This is a genomic window from Cupriavidus sp. FW305-F7, from assembly GCF_058782875.1.
The window spans coordinates 64,890-86,689 of record NZ_JBYSYC010000005.1; the positions used below are offsets into that span (position 1 = coordinate 64,890).

The window sequence follows — 21,800 nt, forward strand, 5'->3', positions numbered from 1 at the left end:
AATTTGAGGATGTTTCTTTTCTTGTGAGCGATTGCGATGGCACAGCCTCCCAAACTCGACGACACCGACCGGCGCATCCTGCGTGAACTGCGGCGTGATGGCCGCCTGTCCAATGCGCGGCTGGCCGAGCAAGTCGGCCTGTCGGCCACGCCTTGCTGGAACCGCGTGCGCGCGCTGGAAGAAAGCGGGGTGATCGAAGGCTACGCCGCGCTGCTGAACCAGAAGGCGCTGGGCTTGCCCGATACCGTGCTGATCGAGGTCACGCTCGAGCGGCACGACGACGACATGCTGTACCGCTTCGGCAAGGCCCTGGCGGAATTGCCTGAGGTGATGGAGGCCCACTTGCTGACGGGCGAATATGACTACCTGATCAAGGTCGCCGTGGCGGGGACCCTGGGCTATGAGGAATTCCTGCGGCACAAGCTCTACAAGCTGCCTGGCCTGCGCCACAGCCGCTCGACCTTTGTGCTGCGCACCCTCAAGCGCGAGCCTTCGGTCGAGCCCTGATCAGGCTGTCCGGAGCACCTCGGCGGTGGTATTGCGCAGTGAGCGCAAGGCTTCGTGGCATTGCTGCGGCGTGGTCGGGTGTACCAGCAGCGCCCAGCGGCCATGCTGCACGGCCTCACGCACCGGCGTAATCACCAGTTGATGGTCCGGCCGCGCGGTCATCAGCCCCGCCAGCAGCATGCCGGACACCAGGCCCAGGAAGATGGCCGCCCCGGCGGCGAGGCCCGGGCTGTCCATGACGGCCTCGACCTCCTGCCGGTGCAGGATGCCGACAATGGCCAGCCCGATCACCACGCCCAGCGCACCCATCATCAGGTGCGAGCGCACCGCGGTGCGCGCGATGGCGTCGTCCTCGGGCTCCAGCTTGCGGCCGAAGTGCGCTTCGTATGGGTGCACTAGCCGCACCTGCCCGCGCTTGAGGTGGGCCTCATGGGAGACCCGTTCGGCGGCGTCGCTGGCTGCCGACCTAGTATCGAACAGTGCTGCGATCTTGGTACTGGCTTGCTCAGCGTTCAAGGGATTACCGGTCATGCCTGCTCCTGCTGGGGCCGAGGGCCGCCGTCAGGTGATGCACAATGCGCTTCGGATGCCTGGGACGGCTCTGGCGATGTCCTGTAAACCGAGTCTACCGACCCGGCTGAAGCGGCTGCATAAGTGGATCGCGCGTACTGCTGTAGGACTTCGCCGACGGCCGCCCCGTCCCGCCACGGCGGGGAATCCGAGCGCGAAGGCGCAATTCCGCTCATAATGTCGGCGGTGCCGGGCCGCGCCCCCGCCTTTTGACCACGAATTCCGGTATGAATGACACAGAAATTGAGCTGATCGACTCGGCGCGCCTGCCGACGCGATTCGGCGACTTTACGGCGCACGCCTTCAAGGGCGCCGATTCAGGCATCGAACACCTGGCCCTCAGCGTGGGCGATGTGACGGGCGATGACGTCCTGATCCGCATGCATTCCGAATGCCTGACCGGCGACGTCTTCGGTTCCTGCCGGTGCGACTGCGGCCCGCAGCTCGAGCTCGCGATGGAAAAGATCGCCGCCGAAGGCCGCGGCATCCTGCTGTACCTGCGCGGGCATGAAGGCCGCGGCATTGGCCTGGCCGAGAAGATCCGCGCCTACCGCCTGCAGGACGGCGGGCTCGACACGGTCGACGCCAACTTGGCCCTGGGCCAGGAAATCGACGCGCGCAACTACGCCTTTGCCGCCGATCTGCTGCACCAGTGGGGCGTCAAGTCCGTGCGCCTGATGAGCAACAATCCGCTCAAGGCCGCCGCGCTCGAGAAAGCCGGCATCACGGTCTCGGAGCAGTTACGCCACATCGTGCCGTCCAACGCCGAGAACGAGAAGTACCTGGCCACCAAGCGCACGCGCATGGGGCACCTGCTTGACTGATCGCGGTTGAGTACTGAAGGCAGCCGCCGCGCTGCCTGCACAGGCCCGCTGCCAGGAATCCTGGGGCGGGCCTTTTCTTTTGCCAGGCGATAGCCCGTCGAACCGTATTTACCCTTGGTTAGTTGCTGATGGAAACTATTGCCCATAGAATCTATTGGCCGCCTGATCACCTGTTCCCATGTCCAACACTGCCAGCACCACCGATTCCATCCTGGAATTCATGTCGTTCCGCTTGAACCGCCTCTGTGAAATGACCAAGAGCTCTGCCTCCGGCTTTTACGAGCGCGAGTTCGGCATCGGCCTGCGGGAGTTGCGTGTGCTGCGTTTTGCCGGGCTGGAGCCGGGCCTGACGCTGACGCGCCTGATCGAACTGGTGCTGCTGGAGAAAACGGTGACTTCCAAGCTGGTCACCGCGCTGGCAAAGCGGGGCCTGCTGCGCCGTGAAGTCGGCGAGGCCGATGCCAGGCAGCTGAACCTCTACCTGACAGCGGCGGGCGAAGCACTGGTCGCGCAGACGTACCAGCGCGGCGACGTGCTGGAGAAGATGTTTCTCTCCGTGCTGACGGAAGCGGAAGTGCAGACGCTGGATCGCTGCATCGACAAGCTGACCGCGGCTTTGATCGAGCATCAGCAGGGCGCGGATGCGCAGGCGGGCTAGCCCTGCGGGCGGCAATCCCTCAATCAAAACAAAGCAAGGAGACAGCATGTCGTTGAAGACCCTTCCGGAATCCTCGCGCCCCTGGCGCCGCCTAGCATGCATGGCGCTGTGCGCGGCCAGCCTGCCGGCCTGGAGCCAGAGCGCCGGCAGCACCGCCGGGAGTGCGGCCGCCCCGGCAGCCGCGGCGCCGACGCTGGTCGCCGCGCTGGACAGCGACCCGAACCGCCTGGGCTGGATGCAGGGCTTCCCCCCGCCGCCGGACAAGCTGATCACGCATACGCCGGGCGCCGACAGGTTCCCGCGCAATCGCTGGCTGTTCTCGCATATCCGTGAACTGGTGCCGACCGCGTCCGTCTGGCGCGGCGCCGGCCCGGCCAGCGCGCTGCCGCGTGCGGAACGCGACATCGGCGCGGTGGCATTCACCGATGTCGATGGCACCCGCCGCACCTTCGACGAGATGCTGGCGCTGACCTACACCGACGGCATCCTGGTGATGCACAAGGGCAAGGTCATCTATGAGCGCTATTTCGGCGCGCTTGACGGGCACACGCCCCATATCGCCATGTCGGTCACGAAGTCATTCGTCGGCACGCTGGCCGCGATGCTTGCAGCGGACGGCAAGCTCGACCCAGCAGCACCGGTGACGCGCTACCTGCCCGAGCTGGCTGGCACGGCCTATGGTGACGCCACGGTGCGGCAGGTCATGGACATGACCATCGGCGTGCGCTACTCCGAGGACTATGCCAATCCAAAGGCAGAGGTGTGGGACTACGCGCGTGCGGGCGGCATGCTGGGCCGCCCGGCGGGCTACAGCGGCCCGGGGAGTTTCTATGACTTCCTGAAGACCCTGCAGAAGGAAGGCGACCACAATGCTGTGTTTGCGTACAAGACGGTCAATGCCGAGGTGCTCGCGTGGATCGTGCGCAGGGCCTCGGGCCAATCGCTGGCCAAGCTGCTCTCGGAGCGGATCTGGCAACCGATGGGTGCGGAGCAGGATGCGTACTTCACCGTGGACAGCATCGGCACGGAGTCGGGCGGCGGCGGGCTGAACACCACGCTGCGCGACCTCGCGCGCTTTGGCGAGACCATCCGCGGCAACGGGCGCTTCAATGGCAAGCAGATCATTCCGGCCTCGGTCGTGGCGGATATCCGCGGCGGCGGCGACCGGGACCAGTTTGCCAGGTCGGCCAGCGCGCCGGTGCTGCCGGGCTGGAGCTATCGCGACATGTGGTGGGTCTCGCACGACAGCCACGGCATGTTCCAGGCCGCCGGCATCCATGGCCAGCGCATCTATATCGACCCCAAGGCCGAGCTGACCATCGTGCGCTACGCGTCGCACCCCGTGGCCGGCAACGCGGCCAACAATCCGATCACGTTCCGCGCCTTCCGGGCGCTGGCGGAAACGCTGATGCGATAGGGTGATGGACCGGGCGGCGTGCCCAGCGTCGCCCCGGTAACACCGTTCTCTACTTTTCCGCAGCCGGCTGACCGGCCGCCGCCGCATTGCGCGGCGCCACTTCCGCCATGATCCGCTCGCCGTGGTCGCGCTGCGCGACCTTCAGGTCATAGTCCAGCTGCAAGTTCAGCCACGACTGCGCATCGCCGCCAAAATAGCGCGCCAGGCGCAGGGCGGTGTCCGGCGTGATGCCACGTTGCTCGCGGACGATGTCGTTGATGCGCGCCGCGGTCACGCGCAGCGCGATGGCCAGGGCGTTGGCGCTCATGTTGAGCGGTACCAGGAAATCCTCGCGCAGGATTTCGCCCGGGTGGATGGGACGCATGCCGTCCTTGAAGCGAACCATGTCAGTCTTCCTCAGTGATAGTCGATGATCTCAACGGCCGCCGGGCCGTCGTGGGTCCAGATGAAGCAGATTCGCCACTGTTCGTTGATGCGGATGCTGTAGCGGCCTTTGCGGTCGCCCGCCAGTAACTGCAGGCGATTGCCCGGCGGGGAGCGCAGGAACTCCAGCGTCGACGCACTCTGCAGCAGCCGCAGCTTGCGTTCGGCCACGGCGCGGATATTGCCGAAGCGTGGTACGCAGCGGCCCGCGAACAGTTCAGCGGTGTCGGAACATCTGAATGACTGGATCATATCGTATATCGGTAATCGATAAATAGCAATGCAGCGAAAGTCAGGCATTGGCTTGGGGCGAACGTCCATGAAAGCCGCTCGCCTCTCGCGCCGCACCGTCACTTGTCTGATTCCGTGCGACGTGATCGATACCAATTCTTTTCCAACCTGATAGACTGTATGGATGTACAGTGGTCGGACCGCCTCCCGCCCCCTCCTTAATGTCCTGATTCGAAAAGAGAAATCGTGTCGAGCAAGCAGCTAATCCGCATTCGCGGCGCCCGCCAGCACAACCTCAAGAATGTCGATCTCGACCTGCGCCCCGGCGAGATGACCGTGGTGACCGGGCCGTCCGGCTCGGGCAAGTCCAGCCTGGTGTTCGACACGCTCTATGCCGAAGGCCAGCGCCGCTACGTCGAGACCTTCAGCGCCTACGCCCGCCAGTTCCTGGACCGGATGGACCGGCCCCAGGTGGAGCGCGTGGACGGGGTGCCGCCCGCCATCGCCATCGACCAGACCAACCCGGTGCGCAGCTCGCGTTCGACGGTGGGCACGATGACGGAGCTGAACGACCACCTGAAGCTGCTCTATGCGCGCGCGGCGGAGCTGTTCGACAAGCAGACCGCGCTGCCGGTGCGCCATGACTCGCCCGAAACCATCTACGCCGAGCTGCTGGCGCGCACGGCCGAGGGCCAGCCGCATCACGATGCGCGGCTCGTGGTGACCTTTCCGGTCGAGCTGCCCGAGTCCGCCACCGACGAAGAGGTCCAGCAGTGGCTGTCCGTCAGCGGCTATACGCGCGTGCAGGCGCAGCGCGTGGTGCAGTCGCCCACCGGCGCACGCAAGCTGCTCGATGTGGTGGCGGACCGCTTCCGCATCGGCAATGCCGAGAAGGTGCGCGTGGTGGAGGCGATCGAAGCTTCGCTCAAGCGCGGCGGCGGCCGCGTCAACATCTATGTGCTGGCTGACGGCGACGAAGGCCCCGTATGGCGCTTCTCCACCGGTCTGCACAGCCCGGACAGCGACCTGCGCTATGCGGACCCGCAGCCGGCGCTGTTCTCGTTCAACTCCGCCTACGGCGCGTGCGAGACCTGCCGCGGCTTCGGCCGCGTGATCGGCGTCGATCTTGGCCTGGTGATCCCCGACGCGCGCAAGACGCTGCGCGGCGGTGCGATCAAGCCGATGCAGACTCCGGCGTGGAAGGAGTGCCAGGATGACCTGATGCGCTACGCGGCCAAGGCCGGCATCCCGCGCGACACCCCCTGGACCGAGATGACCGAGGCCGAGCGCCACTGGGTCATCCATGGCTCGCCGGACTGGACCGGCCAGTGGAACAAGCACTGGTACGGCGTGATGCGGTTCTTCAACTACCTGGAGTCGAAGGCCTACAAGATGCACATCCGCGTGCTGCTGTCGAAGTACCGCAGCTACACGCCGTGCGAAACCTGCGGCGGCGCACGCCTGAAGACCGAGTCGCTGCTGTGGCGCCTGGGCTCGAAGGACAATGCCGACGCCGTGCTGGCGCCGCCGCGCCGCTTCCTGCCGCGCGGGGTGGACTGGGACCGCACCCAGCTGGAGGCGCTGCCCGGCCTAACCGTGCATGACCTGATGCTGCTGCCGATCGAGCGCATCCGCCGTTTCTTCGACGGACTGACGCTGCCCAGCGCGATGCTGGACGATGCCCTCAAGCTGCTGCTGGCCGAGGTGCGTACGCGCCTGAAATACCTGTGCGACGTGGGTTTGGGCTACCTGACGCTGGACCGCCAGAGCCGCACGCTGTCCGGCGGCGAGGTGCAGCGCATCAACCTGACCACGGCGCTGGGCACCTCGCTAGTCAACACCTTGTTCGTGCTGGACGAGCCCAGCATCGGCCTGCACCCGCGCGACCTGAACCGCATTGTCGAGGCCATGCACCGGCTGCGCGATGCGGGCAACACGCTGGTGGTGGTTGAGCATGATCCATCGGTGATGCTGGCTGCCGACCGACTGATCGACATGGGCCCGGGCCCCGGCGAGCGTGGCGGCAATATCATCTTCGACGGCACGCCGGCGGATATCCGCAATGCCGGCACGCTGACCGGCGAATACCTGGGCGGGCGCCGCCGCGTGGCCGATGCCTCGCACTGGCAGCGCCGGTCGGTGGATGCCAACCTGCCGCGCATCGTGCTGGAAGGCGCCACCGAGCACAACCTGCAGGATGTCACGGTCGAGATCCCGCTGCAGCGGCTGGTGTGCGTGACCGGCGTGTCGGGTTCGGGCAAGTCCACGCTGCTGCAGGACGTGCTGCATCCGGCCATGGCGCGGCACTTCGGCAAGGCCACCGAGTCGCCGGGCGCCTTCCGCCAGTTGACCGGCGCCGACCTAGTCGACGATGTGGTCTTTGTCGACCAGTCGCCGATCGGCAAGACCGCGCGTTCCAATCCGGCCAGCTACGTGGGCGCGTTCGACGAGATCCGCAAGATCTTCGCCAAGGCCCCGATGGCGCTGCAGCGCAGCTACACCGCGGGCACCTTCAGCTTCAACTCGGGCGACGGGCGTTGCCCGACCTGCGGCGGCTCGGGCTTCGAGCATGTCGAGATGCAGTTCCTGAGCGATGTCTACCTGCGCTGCCCGGACTGCGACGGCACCCGCTATCGCCCCGAAGTGCTGGAAGTGAAGATCGAGCGCGCCGCCCCCGGCCAGCCGCCGCGCTTGCTGAGCATTGCCGACGTGCTGGAGCTCACGGTCAGCGAAGCCGCCGCCTGCTTTGCCGCCGACCCCGCGGTGCTGCGCGTGCTGCAGCCCATTGTTGATGTCGGCCTGGAATACATGAAGCTGGGCCAGCCGGTGCCGACGCTGTCGGGGGGCGAGGCGCAGCGCCTGAAACTGGCCGGCTTCCTTGCCGAAGCGGCGCAGGCAACGCCGTCGCGGACCCGGCCCAGCGCCATCCCGCGCCGGCTGTTCATGTTCGACGAGCCGACCACGGGTTTGCACTTCGACGATATCGCCAAGTTGATGCGCGCCTTCGGCAAGCTGCTGGACAGCGGCCATTCGCTGATCGTGATCGAGCACAACCTGGACGTGATCCGCGCCGCTGACTGGCTGATCGACCTTGGCCCCGAGGGCGGCGACGCCGGCGGGCGCGTGGTCTGCACCGGCACCCCGGAAGACGTGAAGCGCTGCGCCGAATCGCATACCGGCCAGGCGCTGATCCACTATGACGCGGCGCTCGGCGAAGCCGGCACGCTGGCAGCCGAGCGCGCCGAGATAGAAGGCGTGCCGCTGCAGGCCGCGCTGCAGGCACGGCGCGCGCGCCGCGCGGTGGAGGGCGAGGACGTGGTGCGCATCGTCAATGCGCACGAGCACAACCTGAAGGCGCTCAACGTCGATATCCCGCACGGCAAGTTCAACGTGGTCACCGGTGTGTCCGGATCGGGCAAGTCGACGCTGGCCTTCGACATCCTGTTCCACGAGGGCCAGCGCCGCTATCTGGAATCGCTCAATGCCTACGCCCGCTCCATCGTGCAGCCGGCGGGCCGGCCCGAGGTGGATGCGGTCTATGGCATCCCGCCCACGGTGGCGATCGAGCAGCGCCTGTCGCGCGGCGGCCGCAAGAGCACGGTGGCGACCACTTCCGAAGTCTGGCACTTCCTGCGCCTGCTGTACGTCAAGCTGGGCATCCAGCATTGCGTGCATGACGGCGCGCCGGTGACATCGCAGAGCCCGGAGTCCATCGCCGCTCAGCTGCTGCGCGACCATCGCGGCCAGCACGTGGGGCTGCTGGCGCCGCTGGTGGTCAACCGCAAGGGCGTCTATACCGACCTGGCCAAGTGGGCCAAGGCGCGCGGCAATACGCACCTGCGTGTCGATGGCGAATTCCTGCCGGTCGACCCGTGGCCGCGGCTGGACCGCTTTCGCGAGCACACTATCGAGTTGCCGGTAGGCGACTTGGTGGTGTCGGCCGAGAACGAGGCCGAGCTGCGCGCGCTGCTGGCGCAAACGCTTGAGGCCGGCAAGGGCGTGATGCACCTGCTGGCGCCGCTGGACGGCCTGCACGACGCCATGCACAACGGCGGCACCGCGCACGTGGGCGAGGTCAAGGTGTTCTCGACCAAGCGCGCCTGCCCGGTGTGCGGCACCAGCTACCCTGAGCTGGACCCGCGCATGTTCTCGTACAACAGCAAGCACGGCTGGTGCACCACCTGCGTGGGCACCGGGCTGGCACTGACGCGCGAGCAGCGCGCAGCGTTCGACGATACCGTGCTGGCGGACGACAACCGCGGCCGCGAGCAGAGCCTGCCGTCGGAAGAGCAGGAACCCGAAGGCGTGGTCGACACGCCGTGCCCGGACTGCCACGGCACGCGCCTGAACCTGGTCGCGCGCGCGGTGACCTTTGACGAGAACGCCATCGTCGACGTGGCGCAGTGGACCGTGTCCGATACCCGCCGCTGGGTCAATGGCCTGCATCTCACGGGGCGCGATGCCGAGATCGCCCGCGATGTCATCAGCGAGATCGGCAGCCGCCTGCAGTTCCTGGAGGAAGTGGGGCTGGGCTATCTCAGCCTGGACCGCGCCGCGCCAAGCCTGTCTGGCGGCGAGGCCCAGCGCATCCGCCTGGCCGCGCAGCTGGGCAGCAACCTGCAGGGCGTCTGCTACGTGCTGGACGAGCCCACCATCGGCCTGCATCCGCGCGACAACCAGATCCTGCTGGACGCGCTGCGCAAGCTGGGCGACAAGGGCAATACGCTGGTGGTGGTCGAGCATGATGAAGACACCATCCGCCGTGCCGACCACATCATCGATATCGGCCCCGGTGCGGGCAAGCGCGGCGGCACGCTGGTGGCACAGGGCGGCGTGGCCGACCTGTCGGCGTCGCCGGACTCAACCACCGGACAGTTCCTGGCGCACCCCATCATCCATCCGCTGCAGGCAAGGCGCAGGGTGAAGCCCGGCGCCGCCGGCAAGCCCGCCGATCCGCCGGAATGGCTGACCGTGCATGGTGCATCGCTGCATAACCTGCGCAAGGTGACGGCGCGCATTCCGCTGTCGCGGCTGGTGGCCATCACCGGCGTGTCCGGATCGGGCAAGTCCACGCTGGCGCGCGATGTGCTGATGACCAACCTGCTCGATGCGGTGGGCCGTTCGGTGCTGTCGTCGCCGGCGACCCGGCGCGCGCGCAACGTTGCGAAAGACGAGTCCAAGGCAGCGAAGTCAAGCGCCAGGAAGCCGCTCAACGTCGAGCACAACTGGCATGGCTGCGACGCCGTCACCGGCTGGGAATCGATCGACCGCGTGCTGGAAGTGGACCAGACCCCGATCGGCAAGACGCCGCGCTCATGCCCGGCCACCTATATCGGGGTGTGGGACACCATTCGCCGGCTCTTTGCCGATACGCTGGAAGCGCGCGCACGCGGCTACACGGCGTCGCGCTTCTCGTTCAACACCGGCGACGGGCGCTGCCCGGCGTGCGAAGGGCAGGGCGTGCGCACCATCGGCATGAGCTTCCTGCCGGACGTGAAGGTGGCGTGCGATGTCTGCCACGGCCAGCGCTTCAACCCCGAGACCCTGGCGGTCACCTGGCGCGGCAAGAATATCGGCGACGTGCTGACGATGGAGATCGACGAGGCGGTGGAGTTCTTCTCGGCCATGTCGAACATCGCGCATCCGCTGCAACTGATGAAGGACGTGGGCCTGGGCTACCTGACGCTGGGCCAGCCGTCGCCTACGCTGTCCGGCGGCGAGGCGCAGCGCATCAAGCTGGTGACTGAACTGAGCAAGGTGCGCGACGACATCACGCGCCGCGGCCAGAAGGCGCCGCATACGCTGTACGTGCTGGACGAGCCCACCGTGGGCCTGCATATGGCCGACGTGGCGCGCCTGATCCGCGTGCTGCACCGGCTCACGGACGGCGGGCACAGCGTGGTGGTGATCGAGCATGACCTCGACGTGATTGCCGAGGCCGACTGGATCATCGATCTTGGGCCCGAAGGCGGTGCGGGCGGCGGCACCATTGTCGGCGCGGCCGATCCGGAGGCCTTGTCGCGCAACGCGGCCAGCCATACCGGCGCGGCGCTGGTGCCGGTGCTGGCGCGGGGCAATGCCGAAGCAGGCAAGGTGGGCATCGCGTAAGGGGTTTGCGCAGGGTTGGCACAGCGAAGGGCGTACGGGCACGCCTTTCGCTTGATCATGGCTACTGGCGCGCACATCGCGTGCAACGGAGGTAACCATGAAGCATATCCGCCCCTGCCGACTCCTTGCAGCCGTGGCCCTGGCCGCTGCCGCAATTCCCGCCATGGCGCAGGCGCCGGGCACGCCGCGCGGCACCTATGACCCATATTCTCAAGGCGCGCGCAGCACTGACAAGTTCGACCCGTATTCCCAGGGCGCCAACGCGCCCACCCGGACCGACCTGGCGCCCGCGCCAGAGGCCCAGCCTTCGACCATGCCGGCGCAGCCTGGCGTGCCTGACACGACCATGCAGCGCGCCCCGGATCCGTACATGGGCGGCCCACGTTGGGAAAGCCCCGACCTCGGCCGCCGCGTTGGCAAGCCGAACCCGTTCCTGGATGGCAGCTGAGCTTGGCGGCCAGCGCTGCCGGCCATGCGAATGCAACCGGACTTACCGTCTCTTGTAAATCCTGCCCAGGCGCGTGACCCCGGCGACACGCTTGCGGTCGCCGGCGCGCGGGCAGCGCTGCACTGCGCGCGGCCGGCGGACGCGGCCGGCATTGCCAGCATGATGGTGGCCAGCTACAACATCCACCGCGCCGTGGGCACCGACCGCCGCTATCGGCCGGACCGCGTCGCAGCGGTGCTGGAAGAACTGGACGCCGATATCGTCGCGCTGCAGGAGGTGGAATCCGGCAGCAGCAACGACCATACCCTGGAATACCTGGCCGGCCATACCGGCATGCACGTGGTCTCGGGTTTTACGCGCGTGCGCGGCAATGCCGATTATGGCAATGCGCTGCTGGCGCGCTTTGCGCCGCAGGCGGTGAACCAGATCGACCTGACGGTGAAGGGCTGCGAGCCGCGCGGTGCCATCGATGTCACGCTGGCGTGCACGGCGTCAGGCCGGGAGAGCGCGCTGCGCGTGATTGCCACCCACCTGGGCCTGCGCCCCGGCGAGCGCCGGCGCCAGGTGCAGCAGTTACTCAACTATGTGGCCGCGGCGCCGCCGTTGCCGACCATCCTGCTCGGTGACGTCAATGAGTGGTTCCTGTGGGGCCGGCCGTTGCGCTGGCTGCATGCGTATTTCGAGCACACTCCGCACACCGCCACCTTCCCGTCGCGCTGGCCGGTGTTTGCGCTCGATCGCATCTGGGTGTCGCCGCGCGCGCACCTGGTGTCGGTGGCCAGCCACCGTTCGCCGCTGGCGCGCGTGGCCTCCGACCATCTGCCGTTGCTGGCTCGTTTTGAGGTGCCCACAGCGCCGACATAACGGCGGCTTCGATGAGCGTCCTGAAACAAAGACGGCGGTCCCGGGCGCACCGGGGCCGGCCGTTCGTCTTGCCGCCCTGATACGCCCTTGCCGGGCGCTATCTAACGCGGTGCGCGGGGTGGGCGCTCCTCGCGCTCATCGGTGTGGTCGGCCTTGTCGACCGGCACTTCGGCCGGCAGGTCTTCGGCGGCATGCACCACTTCATCGGCGATCTCTTCCTCGGGGCTTTCCTCATCCTGCGCCGTGTGGGCCTCATTCTCGCGTTGCTCGATTTCTTCCTCGATATCGTCGGTTTCCTGTTCGAGATCGGGGTCGAGCGTGCTCGGGATATGGCCCGCGTCGGCGCGCGCGGCGCCGGACGCGGTGTTCTCGCGCGAACGGCGGCCGGCGGAGGCCTGCGCGCCTTCGCGCGGCACGGGCGCTGTGCCGCCCACGCGGTCACCGTGGCGTGGGCCGGTACGGTGGGTACGTACGGTCTTGCTCATCGTGCCTCCTGTTCGGTTGGCCCGGCGGATTCAGTAGTTCTCCACCGGCGATTCGCTTTCTTCTGACTGGCCGCCGCGGCGCCTGACTGAAGGCGGCTCGCCGTTCTCGTCCGGAATGTCGTGCTCGCGTTCGACATCATGGCGGCGGTCGCGCCCGGGCTTGCCGCGTTCATGCTCGGTGTCGGGGCCGCCCTTGTGCGGATCGGGGCGCTCGCTGCGGCGCCGCGTGATGTCATGGTCGGGCTGGCGATGGGTGCTCATGGCGTCTCCATGGAGGTTGGCATGGCGCTGCCGGTCAGTCGGTACCGGCGCGCAGCTCGTCTGACACGGCGCTCACGCCGCGCACCGAACGAGCCAGTTCCATTGCCATCGTACGCTGTTTATCGTCGCGCACGGTACCTTCCAGCTTGACCACGCCGTCAGTGGTGGATACACGGATCCGGGCGCGGTCCAGCACGCGCGTGTTTGCCAGGCGGGCCTGGACTTCGGCAGTGATGGCGCGGTCGCTGGCGGCTTCGGTGTCGCGCGGCGCGGCGGTGCGTCCCGTGGACGACGGCGCCGCCGGCGCATCGGCCGGGGCGGCCGTGACGGCCTGGGAGGCGGCCATCGCCAGCACCGCCAGAGGCAGCGCCAGGCGGGCGATGCGGGAGCGTGGTGTCATGACGATCCCCCTGTACTTGGCGGGGCAGGGCGATTCCTGCTCCGCATCTGCCTTAGACCTGCAAGCTCCGTTCCCGGCCCCGGCGCCGGCGGTGCCTGGCTGGGTCCTGTGCGGCTTGCGGCGCAGGCGCGGCGCTGCCGGCGCGGCACACGCGGCGTAGTTTTTACAGCCGCGGCAGAAACTGCATGTGCCGTCTCCTGGCATCCGTGCGCGTGCCGGCAGGCCGTCGCTGCATGATCGGCGCGATGCTTGCGCGCTGTCGTGTGATTGCGTGCCGTCGTGTCTATAGTGGAGGAAATGCTGGCAAAAACTGGCGAGCGGCAAGTGCCGGCGAGCACAGCCCGCAACGCCGGCCCGATGCCGCGGCGGCACCCTGTGCGCCGCGTGTCGCCGGGCCCGACAGCGCAGCCGGGGGGAGCGGCTCATCCGTTGCGAGGTAGTCATGAACCTAGCCAGCATCCTGTCCACTGTCGTCCTGGCCTCGTCCGTCTCGGTGTCTTCGGCGCCGGTGGAGCGCCAGCTGCTTGCGATGACGCCCACGGACTTCGCCCAGCGCTTCAATACCGTGGCCCAGGACACCGGCTCCGGCTTGGCCTTGCCCAGTTTCAAGGTCAAGCCGGGCTGGCACCGTGCCGCGCCCAGCTCGGGGGTATCGGTGCTGGTGCGCGCCAGCCGCTCGGGCTACGTCCTCGATGAGGTGGTGGTGGTGTGCCGCGAGGTCGAGCGCTGCTTCCTGACCATCTGCACGGCCGCACTTGCGATTGACGACAGCGTCAACCCGCTGCTGCTGCAGCGCTTTATCGTGGCGCGCATCGCGACCGAGCTGGGTGAGGTGGGCCTGGTGATGTCGGGCCTGGCGTATATCGTCGTCACGCCCAAGGAGGACGATTACGTGGCCGTCGTGATCCGGCCCTACCTGCCGCAGGAACGCGGTGCTTCGCCCGGCCAGGCAAGGCGCGAGCCGAAGGACGACGGCGCGCAGCCGCCGCAGCACGGCCAGGCCTCGCCGCATGGCACGCCGCACCATCCGCACGGCCCGCTGACGCCGATCGTGTTGCACACGGCGGCGCAGAAGTCCTGAGACCGCGACCGTTCGCGTTGCCCGGGACCGCTTATGGCTGGCGCAGCAGCAGCGCCACCGGCAAGCCGCCCAGTACCTCGCGCAGGCGCAGCCGGCCCATGGGCGCGTCCAGCACATGGCCGGTCAGCGCATCGGTCCAGCGGCTGGGCTGCGGCGCACCCACGTTCAGGATAGTGTCACCCCAGCCCGCGGGCGGGATGCGCGGCATGGTCGGGTCGACCTGCGTGGCCGCCAGCCGCGTCACCACCGTGATGGCCTGGTGCGCATCCGCGGTGCGGGCAAAGGCCAGCACCTGCGGCACCAGCGCGCCCTGCGCCGCCAGCGTGCTGTATTGCCCGTCGGCAAAGAGCCGTGGTTGGGCGCGGCGTACTGCCAGCACCTGACGTATCAGCTGCTGCTTGATGCGTCCGTCGCGCCAGCGCGTTAGCCAGTGGGCCCAGCCAGCGCTGCAGCCCAGGCGCGCGCGCAGTTGCGCAAAATCGGGCGGGCGCCGGTTGTCCGGATCCACCAGGCTCAGGTCCCAGCCTTCGCATCCCTGGTAGCGGTCGGGGATGCCCGGTGCGGTCAGCTGCACCAGCACCTGTGCCAGGCTGTTGACGGCGCCGGCCACGGCAATATGCTGCGCAAACTGGCCGATATGCGCCAGCACACCCAACGGCCAGTTCGCCGCGATGGCACGCAGGAAGGCCTCGCACGCGGCTTCGTATTCCGCGTCCGGGCAGGTCCAGTTGCCGTGGCGCTTGGCTTCGCGGATGGCCTTGAGCTGCCACGCCGACACGCGCTCCAGGAAAGCGTCGACGGTGTTGCTGCCTGCAGGCTTGCCGATGTCCTCCATCGGCCACGCGCCGACCAGAGTCTGGTACAGCATCAGGCGGTCGCCGGGGTCGGGCGCCTGCGGCAGGGTCGACAGCAGCGGTGCGCACGCGCGTTCCCATGCCGCCACGGCATCGGCCCAGGCGTCGGGCATCTCGCTCAGCACGGCCAGGCGCATGCGTGTGTCCTCGCCGCGCTTGTGGTCGTGAGTCGCAGTGGCCAGCATGGCATGAGGACAGGCCAGGCGCCGCGCCGCCATGCGCGCGTGGAACTGCGCCGGCGGCAACGCCAGCGTGGCGGGGTCGCTGCCCACCTCGTTGCGCGACAGCAGCCGCCCGTAGCGGTAGAACGCCGTGTCTTCGCCGGCCTTGGCTGCCAGGGCGGGCATCAGTTGCTGCAGGCGGCGGCGCAGCACGCCGGTTTCGCTGTCGGGCGGGGCTGGCGTGCGCAGGCAGCCGCCGATAAAGGCCAGTGCCACGGCCTCGTCCGGGGCCAGGCCGGCGCGCGCCGCCTGCATGGCTTGGTCCAGCATGGCGTCGTCGGCCTGTGCGGCCGAGGTGTCGCGCGCGCCGGGTTGCGCGTCAAAGTAGCTGCGGTAGACGGGCACCGCCGCCATCAGCGCGGCCAGCGCGCGCCGCAGCGCCGCGCGTGTCAGGTCGCGTGTGCCGGGCTCCTGCTTCGCGCAGTCGTGCAGGCAGGCGGCCGCGCCTTCGTACTCGGTCACGAGGTGCCGCTCCAGCACCTCGTGCCGCGCCGCCTCGACATGGGCGGCATACGGGCGCGCATCGCCGCTGGCCGATGCCCACAGCGCGCCCAGCGGCGCCTCGCCGTTGCCGTCGTGCAGCACGGCGGCCACATCGTCCATGAAGTCGTAGCCGGTGGTGCCATCGACCTGCCAGTCCGGCGCCAGGCGTTCGCGCGGGCCCAGGATCTTCTCGACCACCAGCCACGGGTGCGCCAGCCGCAGCAACGGCGGGCGCGCGGCGGCGTGCCGGTCCAGTTCGGCACGCAGCCGGCGGCAGTAGCCAGCGGGATCGGCCAGGCCGTCGACATGATCGACACGCACGCCGTCGATCCAGCCTTCGCGCAGCAGGCGGAAGACCAGCGCGTGGACGGCGTCGAATACCTGCGGGTCTTCCTCGCGCACGCCGACGAGATCGCTGATCTCGAAAAAGCGCCGCCAGTTCAGTGCCGCGGCGGCGGTGCGCCACCAGGCCAGCCGGTAGTGCTGGCGCTCCAGCAGTGCGTGCAGCCGGGTGCGGCCTTCGGCCTGCGCGGGGTCGTACCAGCCGGGCTGGGTTGCGGCCGCGGCATCCACGCTGCCTGGCGCCAGCGGCAGCGAGTGCTCGAAATAGCGCAGGTGGGCGGCATCCTCTGCGCTGGCGGGCACCCATTGCAGCTCGCCCGACACCAGCGTGTCCCAGTAGGACTGACCCAGCATCGGCAGCAGCACCTTGCCATGCAGGGCGGGGTCGCGCGGGGTCCAGTCGATGTCGAAGCTGGCGGCGCAGCAGCTGGCGCGTCCGTGGGTCAGCACGTCGCGCCACCAGCCGTTGTGGGTGGCGTCGGCCGCCATGTGGTTGGGCACGATGTCCAGCACCAGGCCGAGGCCGGCGGCGCGGGCGCGCCCGGCCAGCGCTTTCAGGCCGGGCTCGCCGCCCAGCTCGTCGCGCACGCGGGTGAAGTCGGTGACGTCGTAGCCATGGGTGGAGCCCGGGCGCGCGCTGCACACTGGCGACAGGTACAGGTGGCTGACGCCGAGCGCGGCGTAGTAGTCAACGACGGCGGCGGCATCGGCAAAGGTGAAGCCCGGATGCAGCTGCAGCCGGGCGGTGGCGCGGGGCAGGTCATGGTCGCCGCCATCGCCATGGCTGCCTGGCTGGGATTCCGGCAAGCCGGCGGGCATTATCTTGCGCGCGCCGCGGCGGGCTCGCACATGGTGGCGACGCAGGCCAGCGGCGGCAGCATGCCGGCGGACAGCTCGGCCGCGGCGCCGGGCAGGCTTTCATGCAGCGCCGCGCTCATGTCGCGGCACGGGCGTGTGCATGGCACGGCTTCGCTGCCCAGGTTCAGCCACAGGCTCAGTTCCATGCCGTCCATCAGCCGCCAGCGTGCGCACAGCGCGGCCGGCCCCAGGATATCGACGCCCGCCGACTGGCAGCCGGCCAGCCGGTCCAGCAGTTCACGGCGGCGGACGGAGAGCAGTTCGTGGTAGTACGGTGTCCAGTCGCCGTCGTCCTCCAGCTCGGGGCGCGACGCCTCGAAGGTGGCCGGGTCGTTGGGGTCGGGGATGGCCGCGGCGCGCGCATCGTCGCGGAATGCCGCGGAAGCCGCAAACTCGCGGCGCCGGCCGTCGCGCACGGCCTGTGCCAGTTCGGGCGGGTGACTGGTGAAGTAGAGGAAGGGCCGCTGCGAGCCGGTTTCCTCGCCCATGAACACCAGCGGCACCTGCGGGCACAGCAGCTGCAGCGCCACCGCTGCGCGCAGCGCATTGCGGTCGGCCAGGCCGGCCAGCCGGTCGCCCAGGGCGCGGTTGCCGGTCTGGTCGTGGTTCTGCAGGAAGCAGACGAAGGCCGTGGGCGGCAGGTGCGCGCTCGGCTGGCCGCGGCGCACGCTGTCCGCGCTTGACGACACGCCCGGTGCGGCGGCAGCGCGGTGCGCCGACGGCTCGCCCTGGTAGGCAAAGCCTTCGCCCAGCACGCGTGCAAGGTGGCGCAGCGCGGGCTCGCCGCGCCCCGCAGCCGCATCCTCGCCCTCATCGGCGCAGCGGGTGTAGTCGCGGTAGTAGCCGTCGCCCTCGCCGGTCAGCAGCACGTGCAGGGCATGGTGCGCGTCATCGTTCCACTGGGCGTCGTAGCCCTTGGCCAGCAATTCGGCATCATTGTTGTCGTTCTCCAGCACCAGGTGGAGATGGCGGTTGGCGCCGTCGCCTTCGGCCAGCATGGTGCGCAGCTCGCCGGGCAGCGCCGCCAGCCAGCCTTCGTCCTCGATCGCGTGCACGGCGTCCAGGCGCAGGCCGTCGAAGCGGAACTGCTCCAGCCAGTAGCGCGCGTTCTCGGTGAAGAAGCGCCGCACCTGCGGCCGGCGGAAATCGATGGCCGGCCCCCAAGGGGTCTGCCGGTCCGCGCGGAAGAACGCGCTGGCGTAGCGGTGCAGGTAGTTGCCCTCCGGCCCGAAGTGGTTGTAGACCACGTCCAGCAGCACCATCATGCTGAGCTGGTGGGCGCGGTCCACCAGCGCGCGCAGTTCGTCCGGCGTGCCGTAGGCGGACTCCGGCGCGAATGGCAGCACGCCGTCATAGCCCCAGTTGCGCGCGCCGGGGAACTCCGCCAGCGGCATCAGCTCGACCGCGGTGAAGCCCAGCGCCGCCAGCCGCGGCAGCTGCCGAGCCGCGCCGGCAAAGCCGCCGCACAGGCCCACGTGCATCTCATAGATGATGGCTTCATGCCACGGGCGCCCGCGCCAGTCGGGGCACGCCCACGCAAAGGCGCCAGCGGCGTCGGGAGCGGGCACGATGCTGGGCCCGTGCACATCGTCGGCCTGCCCGCGCGAGGCCGGGTCGGGCACGGTGGTGCCGTCGTCAAGCCGGAACCAGTAGCGTGCCCCTTTGCTGCACGCAACGATGGCCTCGAACCAGCCATTGGCGCCGGCCGCCATGCGCACCGGACCGAGCCCGGCGATCTCCAGCCGTACCGCCTGGCCTTGCTCGGCTGCGTCCGGGGCCCACAGGCGGAACCGCACGCGGCCGTCTGGCAGCCAGGCCGGCCCGAACAGGTACTCGTGCGCAGGTTCGTCGTTGCAGGGCAGGCCCGGCTGCCTGAAGGCAGCGGGCGCCGCAAAGCAGTCGTGCGGGGCCAGGCTGGGCATGGCGGAGCGGGCGCCGGGGGCGAGAAGAAACGGGTTGGCGTGCAAATTCGGCTCCTGGCTTCCGGACAGCTGTGGGAAGTGCCAAGGGAGAGCCGGCCGGATGGCCGGTTTTGGCACGATGCGAACTCCATGCCCGCAGAACGACGCTTTGCGAGGCCGCATGCTGGCGGGGGCTACCGCCAGCGCGGGCTTTGTTACATGGGCCATTGTAGAAACTTCCGGCGCACTGCGGACGTGCGCTAGCCCACGCCCGCAGTGCCCGTCACATCGCTTACGCGGCGCGCACCGGAGATTCACCCTGCCAGGGCGCGCCGCTGGCGCGGTGCAGCAGCCGGACCGGCACCGGCTCGATGTGCCAGATGCGCTCGCAATACTCGCGGATCGCCCGATCCGATGAAAAGCGCCCGGAGCGCGCGCATGACAGCACCGACATGCGTTGCCAGCGCGCCGGCTCGGCAAAGGCCTGCGAGACTTTCTCCTGGCACTCGATGTATGAGGCGAAGTCGGCCATCAGCAGGTAGGGATCGTGCATCTGCTGCGGGTTGAACAGCGGACGGAACAGCGCCGGGTCGCCGCGCGAGAAGAAGCCCTGCTGGACCAGGTCGATCACCGCGCGCAGCTGCGGGTTGCTGTGGTAGTAGGCGGCAGGGTCGTAGCCGCTTGCACGCAGCGCATAGACTTCCGGCGCGGTCAGGCCGAACGGGAAGAAGTTGTCGTTGCCCACTGCTTCGCGCAGCTCGATATTGGCGCCGTCCATGGTGCCGATATTGAGCGCGCCATTCATCGCGAACTTCATGTTGCCGGTGCCGGACGCTTCCTTGCCCGCCAGCGAGATCTGCTCGGCCAGGTCGGCCGCCGGGTAGATGCGCTGCCCGTAGGTGACGTTGAAGTTGGGCAGGAACACCACCTTGAGCCGGTCGCGCATCTGCGGGTCGCGGTTGACCACGTCGGCCACCGAGGTGATGAAGCGGATCATCAGCTTGGCATAGGCGTAGCCCGGCGCAGCCTTGCCGCCGAACAGGAAGGTGCGCGGCTGGACCTCGGTGCCGGGGTCGGACTTGATGCGGTGGTACAGCGCGATCACATGCAGCACCGCCAGGTGCTGGCGCTTGTATTCGTGGATGCGCTTGACCATCACGTCGAACATGGAGGACGGGTCCACCACCACGCCGGTGGTGTCGCGGACCAGCTCGGCCAGCGCCACCTTGTTCTGGTGCCGCGCGGCGTGCCATTGTTCGCGAAAGCCCGCGTCCTCGGCATATGGCTCGAGCGCGCGGATCTGCGCCAGGTCGGAGATCCAGCCGTCGCCGATCGCCTCCGACACCAGCCGCGTCAGGCGCGGATTGGACAGCGCCAGCCAGCGCCGCGGCGTCACGCCGTTGGTGATGCTGGTGAACTTCTCCGGCCACATCTCGTAGAAATCCTTGAGCACGTCCTCGCGCATCAGGCGCGAGTGCAGCTCGGCTACGCCGTTGATGGCGTGGCTGCCCACGCACGCCAGGTTGGCCATGCGCACCTGCCGTTCGCCGTACTCATTGATCAGCGACAGCCGCGCCAGGCGCGATTCGTCGCCGTAGAAGCGGATCCGCACCTCGTCCAGCAAGCGCGCGTTGATCTCCAGGATGATTTCGAGATGGCGCGGCAGCACACGGGCAAACAGCGGCAGCGGCCACTGCTCCAGCGCCTCGGGCAGCAGTGTGTGGTTGGTGTAGGCAAAGGCATTCTGCGTGATGTGCCAGGCCTCGTTCCAGGGCAGGTCATGGTCGTCGACCAGCAGCCGCATCAGCTCGGCAATGCCCACGGCCGGGTGGGTGTCGTTCAGCTGCACCGCGAACTTCTCGTGGAAGCGCGTCACCGGGATGCCGTCAACGGCGAGCAGCCGCAGCATGTCTTGCAGCGAACAGGCGACGAAGAAGTACTGCTGCTCCAGCCGCAGCTCCTTGCCCTGGCTGGTCTCGTCGTTGGGGTAGAGGACCTTGGTCAGGTTCTCGGAAGTGACCTTCTTGCTGACCGCGCCCAGGTAGTCGCCGCGGTTGAAGGTATGGAAGTCGAAGGCCTCGGTGGCGTCTGCGCGCCACAGCCGCAGGGTGTTCACGGTATTGACGCGGTAGCCCAGGATCGGCGAGTCGAACGGCACACCCACCACGGTCTTGGCCGGCACCCAGCGTACGCGGTAGTGGCCGCGGTCGTCGGTGTAGTGTTCGGTGTGGCCGCCCAGGCGCACCTGCACGGCCCACTCTGAGCGCTGGATCTCCCAGGGGTTGCCGTTGCGCAGCCAGGTATCGGTCGATTCCACCTGCATGCCGTCGATGATGGTCTGCTGGAAGATGCCGTATTCGTAGCGGATGCCATAGCCGAGCGCGGGGATTTCCAGCGTCGCCAGCGAATCCATGAAGCAGGCCGCCAGCCGGCCCAGGCCGCCATTTCCCAGCCCCGGCTCGACCTCTTGCTCCAGGATGCGGTCGAGATCCAGCCCGGCAGCGGCCATGGCCTCGCGCACCTCGTCGAAGATGCCCAGGTTGATCAGGTTGTTGCCCAGGTGCGGGCCCATCAGGAACTCCGCCGACAGGTAGGCGACGGTGCGCGAGGGCTGGCCCAGGTAGGCCTCGGCGGTGCTGATCCAGCGCTGCACCAGGCGGTCGCGCACGGTATGCGCCGCGGCCTGGTAGAGGTCGTTCTGGCTGGCGTGGCCGGGCAGCTTGCCCTGGGTATGGAAGACGTGGTCGAGGAAGGCCCGGCGCAGGCTGGCGCCGGAGAGGGCGGTACGGGTGTCATCGGCATGCTCGGGCCGGATAGATTCCTTCATGGCGAGGCTCCTGCGCATGTGCGTGCGTCAAGCTTAG

General features: G+C 68.5%; 17 protein-coding genes. 8 read left to right on the forward strand and 9 right to left on the reverse strand.

Annotation, left to right across the window (positions count from 1 at the left end; translation table 11 throughout):
• Positions 1 to 36: 36 nt before the first annotated feature.
• Positions 37 to 507: an Lrp/AsnC family transcriptional regulator gene (locus AC3WL8_RS06445; RefSeq protein ID WP_010814564.1), complete on the forward strand. Its 471-nt coding sequence runs from the start codon at positions 37 to 39 to the stop codon at positions 505 to 507.
• Here AC3WL8_RS06445 and AC3WL8_RS06450 read toward each other — a convergent pair whose 3' ends face one another.
• Positions 508 to 1,038, reverse strand: coding sequence for a riboflavin biosynthesis protein RibA (locus AC3WL8_RS06450; protein WP_153953471.1), 531 nt, complete (start codon positions 1,036 to 1,038; stop codon positions 508 to 510).
• Between the two features lie 266 nt (positions 1,039 to 1,304).
• On the opposite strand from AC3WL8_RS06450, the gene ribA reads away from it, so the two are divergent.
• The 3 genes from ribA to AC3WL8_RS06465 all read left to right on the forward strand — a co-directional run bounded on the left by ribA (position 1,305) and on the right by AC3WL8_RS06465 (position 3,976).
• Positions 1,305 to 1,901: a GTP cyclohydrolase II gene (gene ribA, locus AC3WL8_RS06455; RefSeq protein ID WP_013953224.1), complete on the forward strand. Its 597-nt coding sequence runs from the start codon at positions 1,305 to 1,307 to the stop codon at positions 1,899 to 1,901.
• A gap of 178 nt (positions 1,902 to 2,079) precedes the next feature.
• Positions 2,080 to 2,559 carry a MarR family winged helix-turn-helix transcriptional regulator gene (locus tag AC3WL8_RS06460; RefSeq protein WP_013953223.1) on the forward strand — a complete coding sequence of 160 codons (480 nt, stop codon included), beginning with the start codon at positions 2,080 to 2,082 and terminating at the stop codon, positions 2,557 to 2,559.
• Positions 2,560 to 2,605: 46 nt separating this feature from the next.
• Positions 2,606 to 3,976, forward strand: a complete 1,371-nt coding sequence (locus tag AC3WL8_RS06465) for a serine hydrolase domain-containing protein (RefSeq protein ID WP_013953222.1) — start codon at positions 2,606 to 2,608, stop codon at positions 3,974 to 3,976.
• Between the two features lie 49 nt (positions 3,977 to 4,025).
• On the opposite strand, the gene AC3WL8_RS06470 is transcribed toward AC3WL8_RS06465, so the two are convergent.
• Together AC3WL8_RS06470 and AC3WL8_RS06475 are read right to left on the reverse strand one after the other, a co-directional pair.
• Entirely contained in the window at positions 4,026 to 4,361 is a 336-nt protein-coding gene (locus tag AC3WL8_RS06470) for a HigA family addiction module antitoxin (protein ID WP_492378020.1), read from the reverse strand.
• An 11-nt stretch (positions 4,362 to 4,372) separates the two neighbouring features.
• Positions 4,373 to 4,651 carry a type II toxin-antitoxin system RelE/ParE family toxin gene (locus AC3WL8_RS06475; RefSeq protein WP_153953472.1) on the reverse strand — a complete coding sequence of 93 codons (279 nt, stop codon included), beginning with the start codon at positions 4,649 to 4,651 and terminating at the stop codon, positions 4,373 to 4,375.
• A gap of 225 nt (positions 4,652 to 4,876) precedes the next feature.
• Here AC3WL8_RS06475 and uvrA point away from each other — a divergent pair, with 225 nt between their 5' ends.
• The 3 genes from uvrA (at position 4,877) to AC3WL8_RS06490 (ending at position 12,050) form a co-directional block, all read left to right on the forward strand.
• The gene (uvrA, locus tag AC3WL8_RS06480) at positions 4,877 to 10,738 is read left to right on the forward strand and encodes an excinuclease ABC subunit UvrA (protein ID WP_211981634.1); all 5,862 of its coding nucleotides are present in this window, start codon (positions 4,877 to 4,879) and stop codon (positions 10,736 to 10,738) included.
• Between the two features lie 97 nt (positions 10,739 to 10,835).
• Positions 10,836 to 11,186, forward strand: coding sequence for an endonuclease (locus AC3WL8_RS06485; RefSeq protein WP_153953473.1), 351 nt, complete (start codon positions 10,836 to 10,838; stop codon positions 11,184 to 11,186).
• A gap of 24 nt (positions 11,187 to 11,210) precedes the next feature.
• A complete protein-coding gene (locus AC3WL8_RS06490; RefSeq protein WP_013953217.1) occupies positions 11,211 to 12,050 on the forward strand; it encodes an endonuclease/exonuclease/phosphatase family protein in 840 nt (279 codons plus the stop codon).
• 101 nt (positions 12,051 to 12,151) lie between these two features.
• On the opposite strand, the gene AC3WL8_RS06495 is transcribed toward AC3WL8_RS06490, so the two are convergent.
• The 3 genes from AC3WL8_RS06495 to AC3WL8_RS06505 are packed head-to-tail and all read right to left on the reverse strand — an operon-like array spanning position 12,152 to position 13,196.
• Complete coding sequence (locus tag AC3WL8_RS06495; RefSeq protein ID WP_153953474.1) at positions 12,152 to 12,535, reverse strand: hypothetical protein; 384 nt, start codon at positions 12,533 to 12,535, stop codon at positions 12,152 to 12,154.
• Between the two features lie 30 nt (positions 12,536 to 12,565).
• Entirely contained in the window at positions 12,566 to 12,796 is a 231-nt protein-coding gene (locus tag AC3WL8_RS06500) for a hypothetical protein (RefSeq protein ID WP_013953215.1), read from the reverse strand.
• A gap of 34 nt (positions 12,797 to 12,830) precedes the next feature.
• Positions 12,831 to 13,196 carry a BON domain-containing protein gene (locus AC3WL8_RS06505; RefSeq protein WP_153953475.1) on the reverse strand — a complete coding sequence of 122 codons (366 nt, stop codon included), beginning with the start codon at positions 13,194 to 13,196 and terminating at the stop codon, positions 12,831 to 12,833.
• A gap of 442 nt (positions 13,197 to 13,638) precedes the next feature.
• On the opposite strand from AC3WL8_RS06505, the gene AC3WL8_RS06510 reads away from it, so the two are divergent.
• Positions 13,639 to 14,277 (forward strand): hypothetical protein, encoded by a 639-nt coding sequence (locus AC3WL8_RS06510; RefSeq protein WP_013953213.1) that lies wholly within the window; start codon positions 13,639 to 13,641, stop codon positions 14,275 to 14,277.
• 31 nt (positions 14,278 to 14,308) lie between these two features.
• On the opposite strand, the gene treY is transcribed toward AC3WL8_RS06510, so the two are convergent.
• The 3 genes from treY to AC3WL8_RS06525 form a co-directional block, all read right to left on the reverse strand.
• A complete protein-coding gene (gene treY, locus AC3WL8_RS06515) occupies positions 14,309 to 16,996 on the reverse strand; it encodes a malto-oligosyltrehalose synthase (protein WP_492378021.1) in 2,688 nt (895 codons plus the stop codon).
• Entirely contained in the window at positions 16,996 to 19,002 is a 2,007-nt protein-coding gene (gene treZ / locus AC3WL8_RS06520; RefSeq protein ID WP_013953211.1) for a malto-oligosyltrehalose trehalohydrolase, read from the reverse strand. Before treZ ends, treY begins: the two co-directional genes overlap by 1 nt.
• 226 nt (positions 19,003 to 19,228) lie before the next feature.
• On the reverse strand, positions 19,229 to 21,763 hold the full coding sequence (locus AC3WL8_RS06525; RefSeq protein WP_013953210.1) for a glycogen/starch/alpha-glucan phosphorylase: 2,535 nt from the start codon (positions 21,761 to 21,763) through the stop codon (positions 19,229 to 19,231).
• Between the last annotated feature and the right edge of the window lie 37 nt (positions 21,764 to 21,800).

What these genes read in the sequence shown, in the direction of transcription:
- AC3WL8_RS06500 (WP_013953215.1), bottom strand. Translation starts at nt 12,796, where the DNA reads ATGAGCACCCATCGCCAGCCCGACCATGACATCACGCGGCGCCGCAGC.
- AC3WL8_RS06525 (WP_013953210.1), bottom strand. Translation starts at nt 21,763, where the DNA reads ATGAAGGAATCTATCCGGCCCGAGCATGCCGATGACACCCGTACCGCC.
- treY (WP_492378021.1), bottom strand. Translation starts at nt 16,996, where the DNA reads ATGCCCGCCGGCTTGCCGGAATCCCAGCCAGGCAGCCATGGCGATGGC.
- AC3WL8_RS06485 (WP_153953473.1), top strand. Translation starts at nt 10,836, where the DNA reads ATGAAGCATATCCGCCCCTGCCGACTCCTTGCAGCCGTGGCCCTGGCC.
- ribA (WP_013953224.1), top strand. Translation starts at nt 1,305, where the DNA reads ATGAATGACACAGAAATTGAGCTGATCGACTCGGCGCGCCTGCCGACG.
- AC3WL8_RS06445 (WP_010814564.1), top strand. Translation starts at nt 37, where the DNA reads ATGGCACAGCCTCCCAAACTCGACGACACCGACCGGCGCATCCTGCGT.
- AC3WL8_RS06495 (WP_153953474.1), bottom strand. Translation starts at nt 12,535, where the DNA reads ATGAGCAAGACCGTACGTACCCACCGTACCGGCCCACGCCACGGTGAC.
- AC3WL8_RS06505 (WP_153953475.1), bottom strand. Translation starts at nt 13,196, where the DNA reads ATGACACCACGCTCCCGCATCGCCCGCCTGGCGCTGCCTCTGGCGGTG.
- AC3WL8_RS06460 (WP_013953223.1), top strand. Translation starts at nt 2,080, where the DNA reads ATGTCCAACACTGCCAGCACCACCGATTCCATCCTGGAATTCATGTCG.
- AC3WL8_RS06475 (WP_153953472.1), bottom strand. Translation starts at nt 4,651, where the DNA reads ATGATCCAGTCATTCAGATGTTCCGACACCGCTGAACTGTTCGCGGGC.
- AC3WL8_RS06510 (WP_013953213.1), top strand. Translation starts at nt 13,639, where the DNA reads ATGAACCTAGCCAGCATCCTGTCCACTGTCGTCCTGGCCTCGTCCGTC.
- AC3WL8_RS06470 (WP_492378020.1), bottom strand. Translation starts at nt 4,361, where the DNA reads ATGGTTCGCTTCAAGGACGGCATGCGTCCCATCCACCCGGGCGAAATC.
- AC3WL8_RS06450 (WP_153953471.1), bottom strand. Translation starts at nt 1,038, where the DNA reads ATGACCGGTAATCCCTTGAACGCTGAGCAAGCCAGTACCAAGATCGCA.
- AC3WL8_RS06490 (WP_013953217.1), top strand. Translation starts at nt 11,211, where the DNA reads ATGCGAATGCAACCGGACTTACCGTCTCTTGTAAATCCTGCCCAGGCG.
- AC3WL8_RS06465 (WP_013953222.1), top strand. Translation starts at nt 2,606, where the DNA reads ATGTCGTTGAAGACCCTTCCGGAATCCTCGCGCCCCTGGCGCCGCCTA.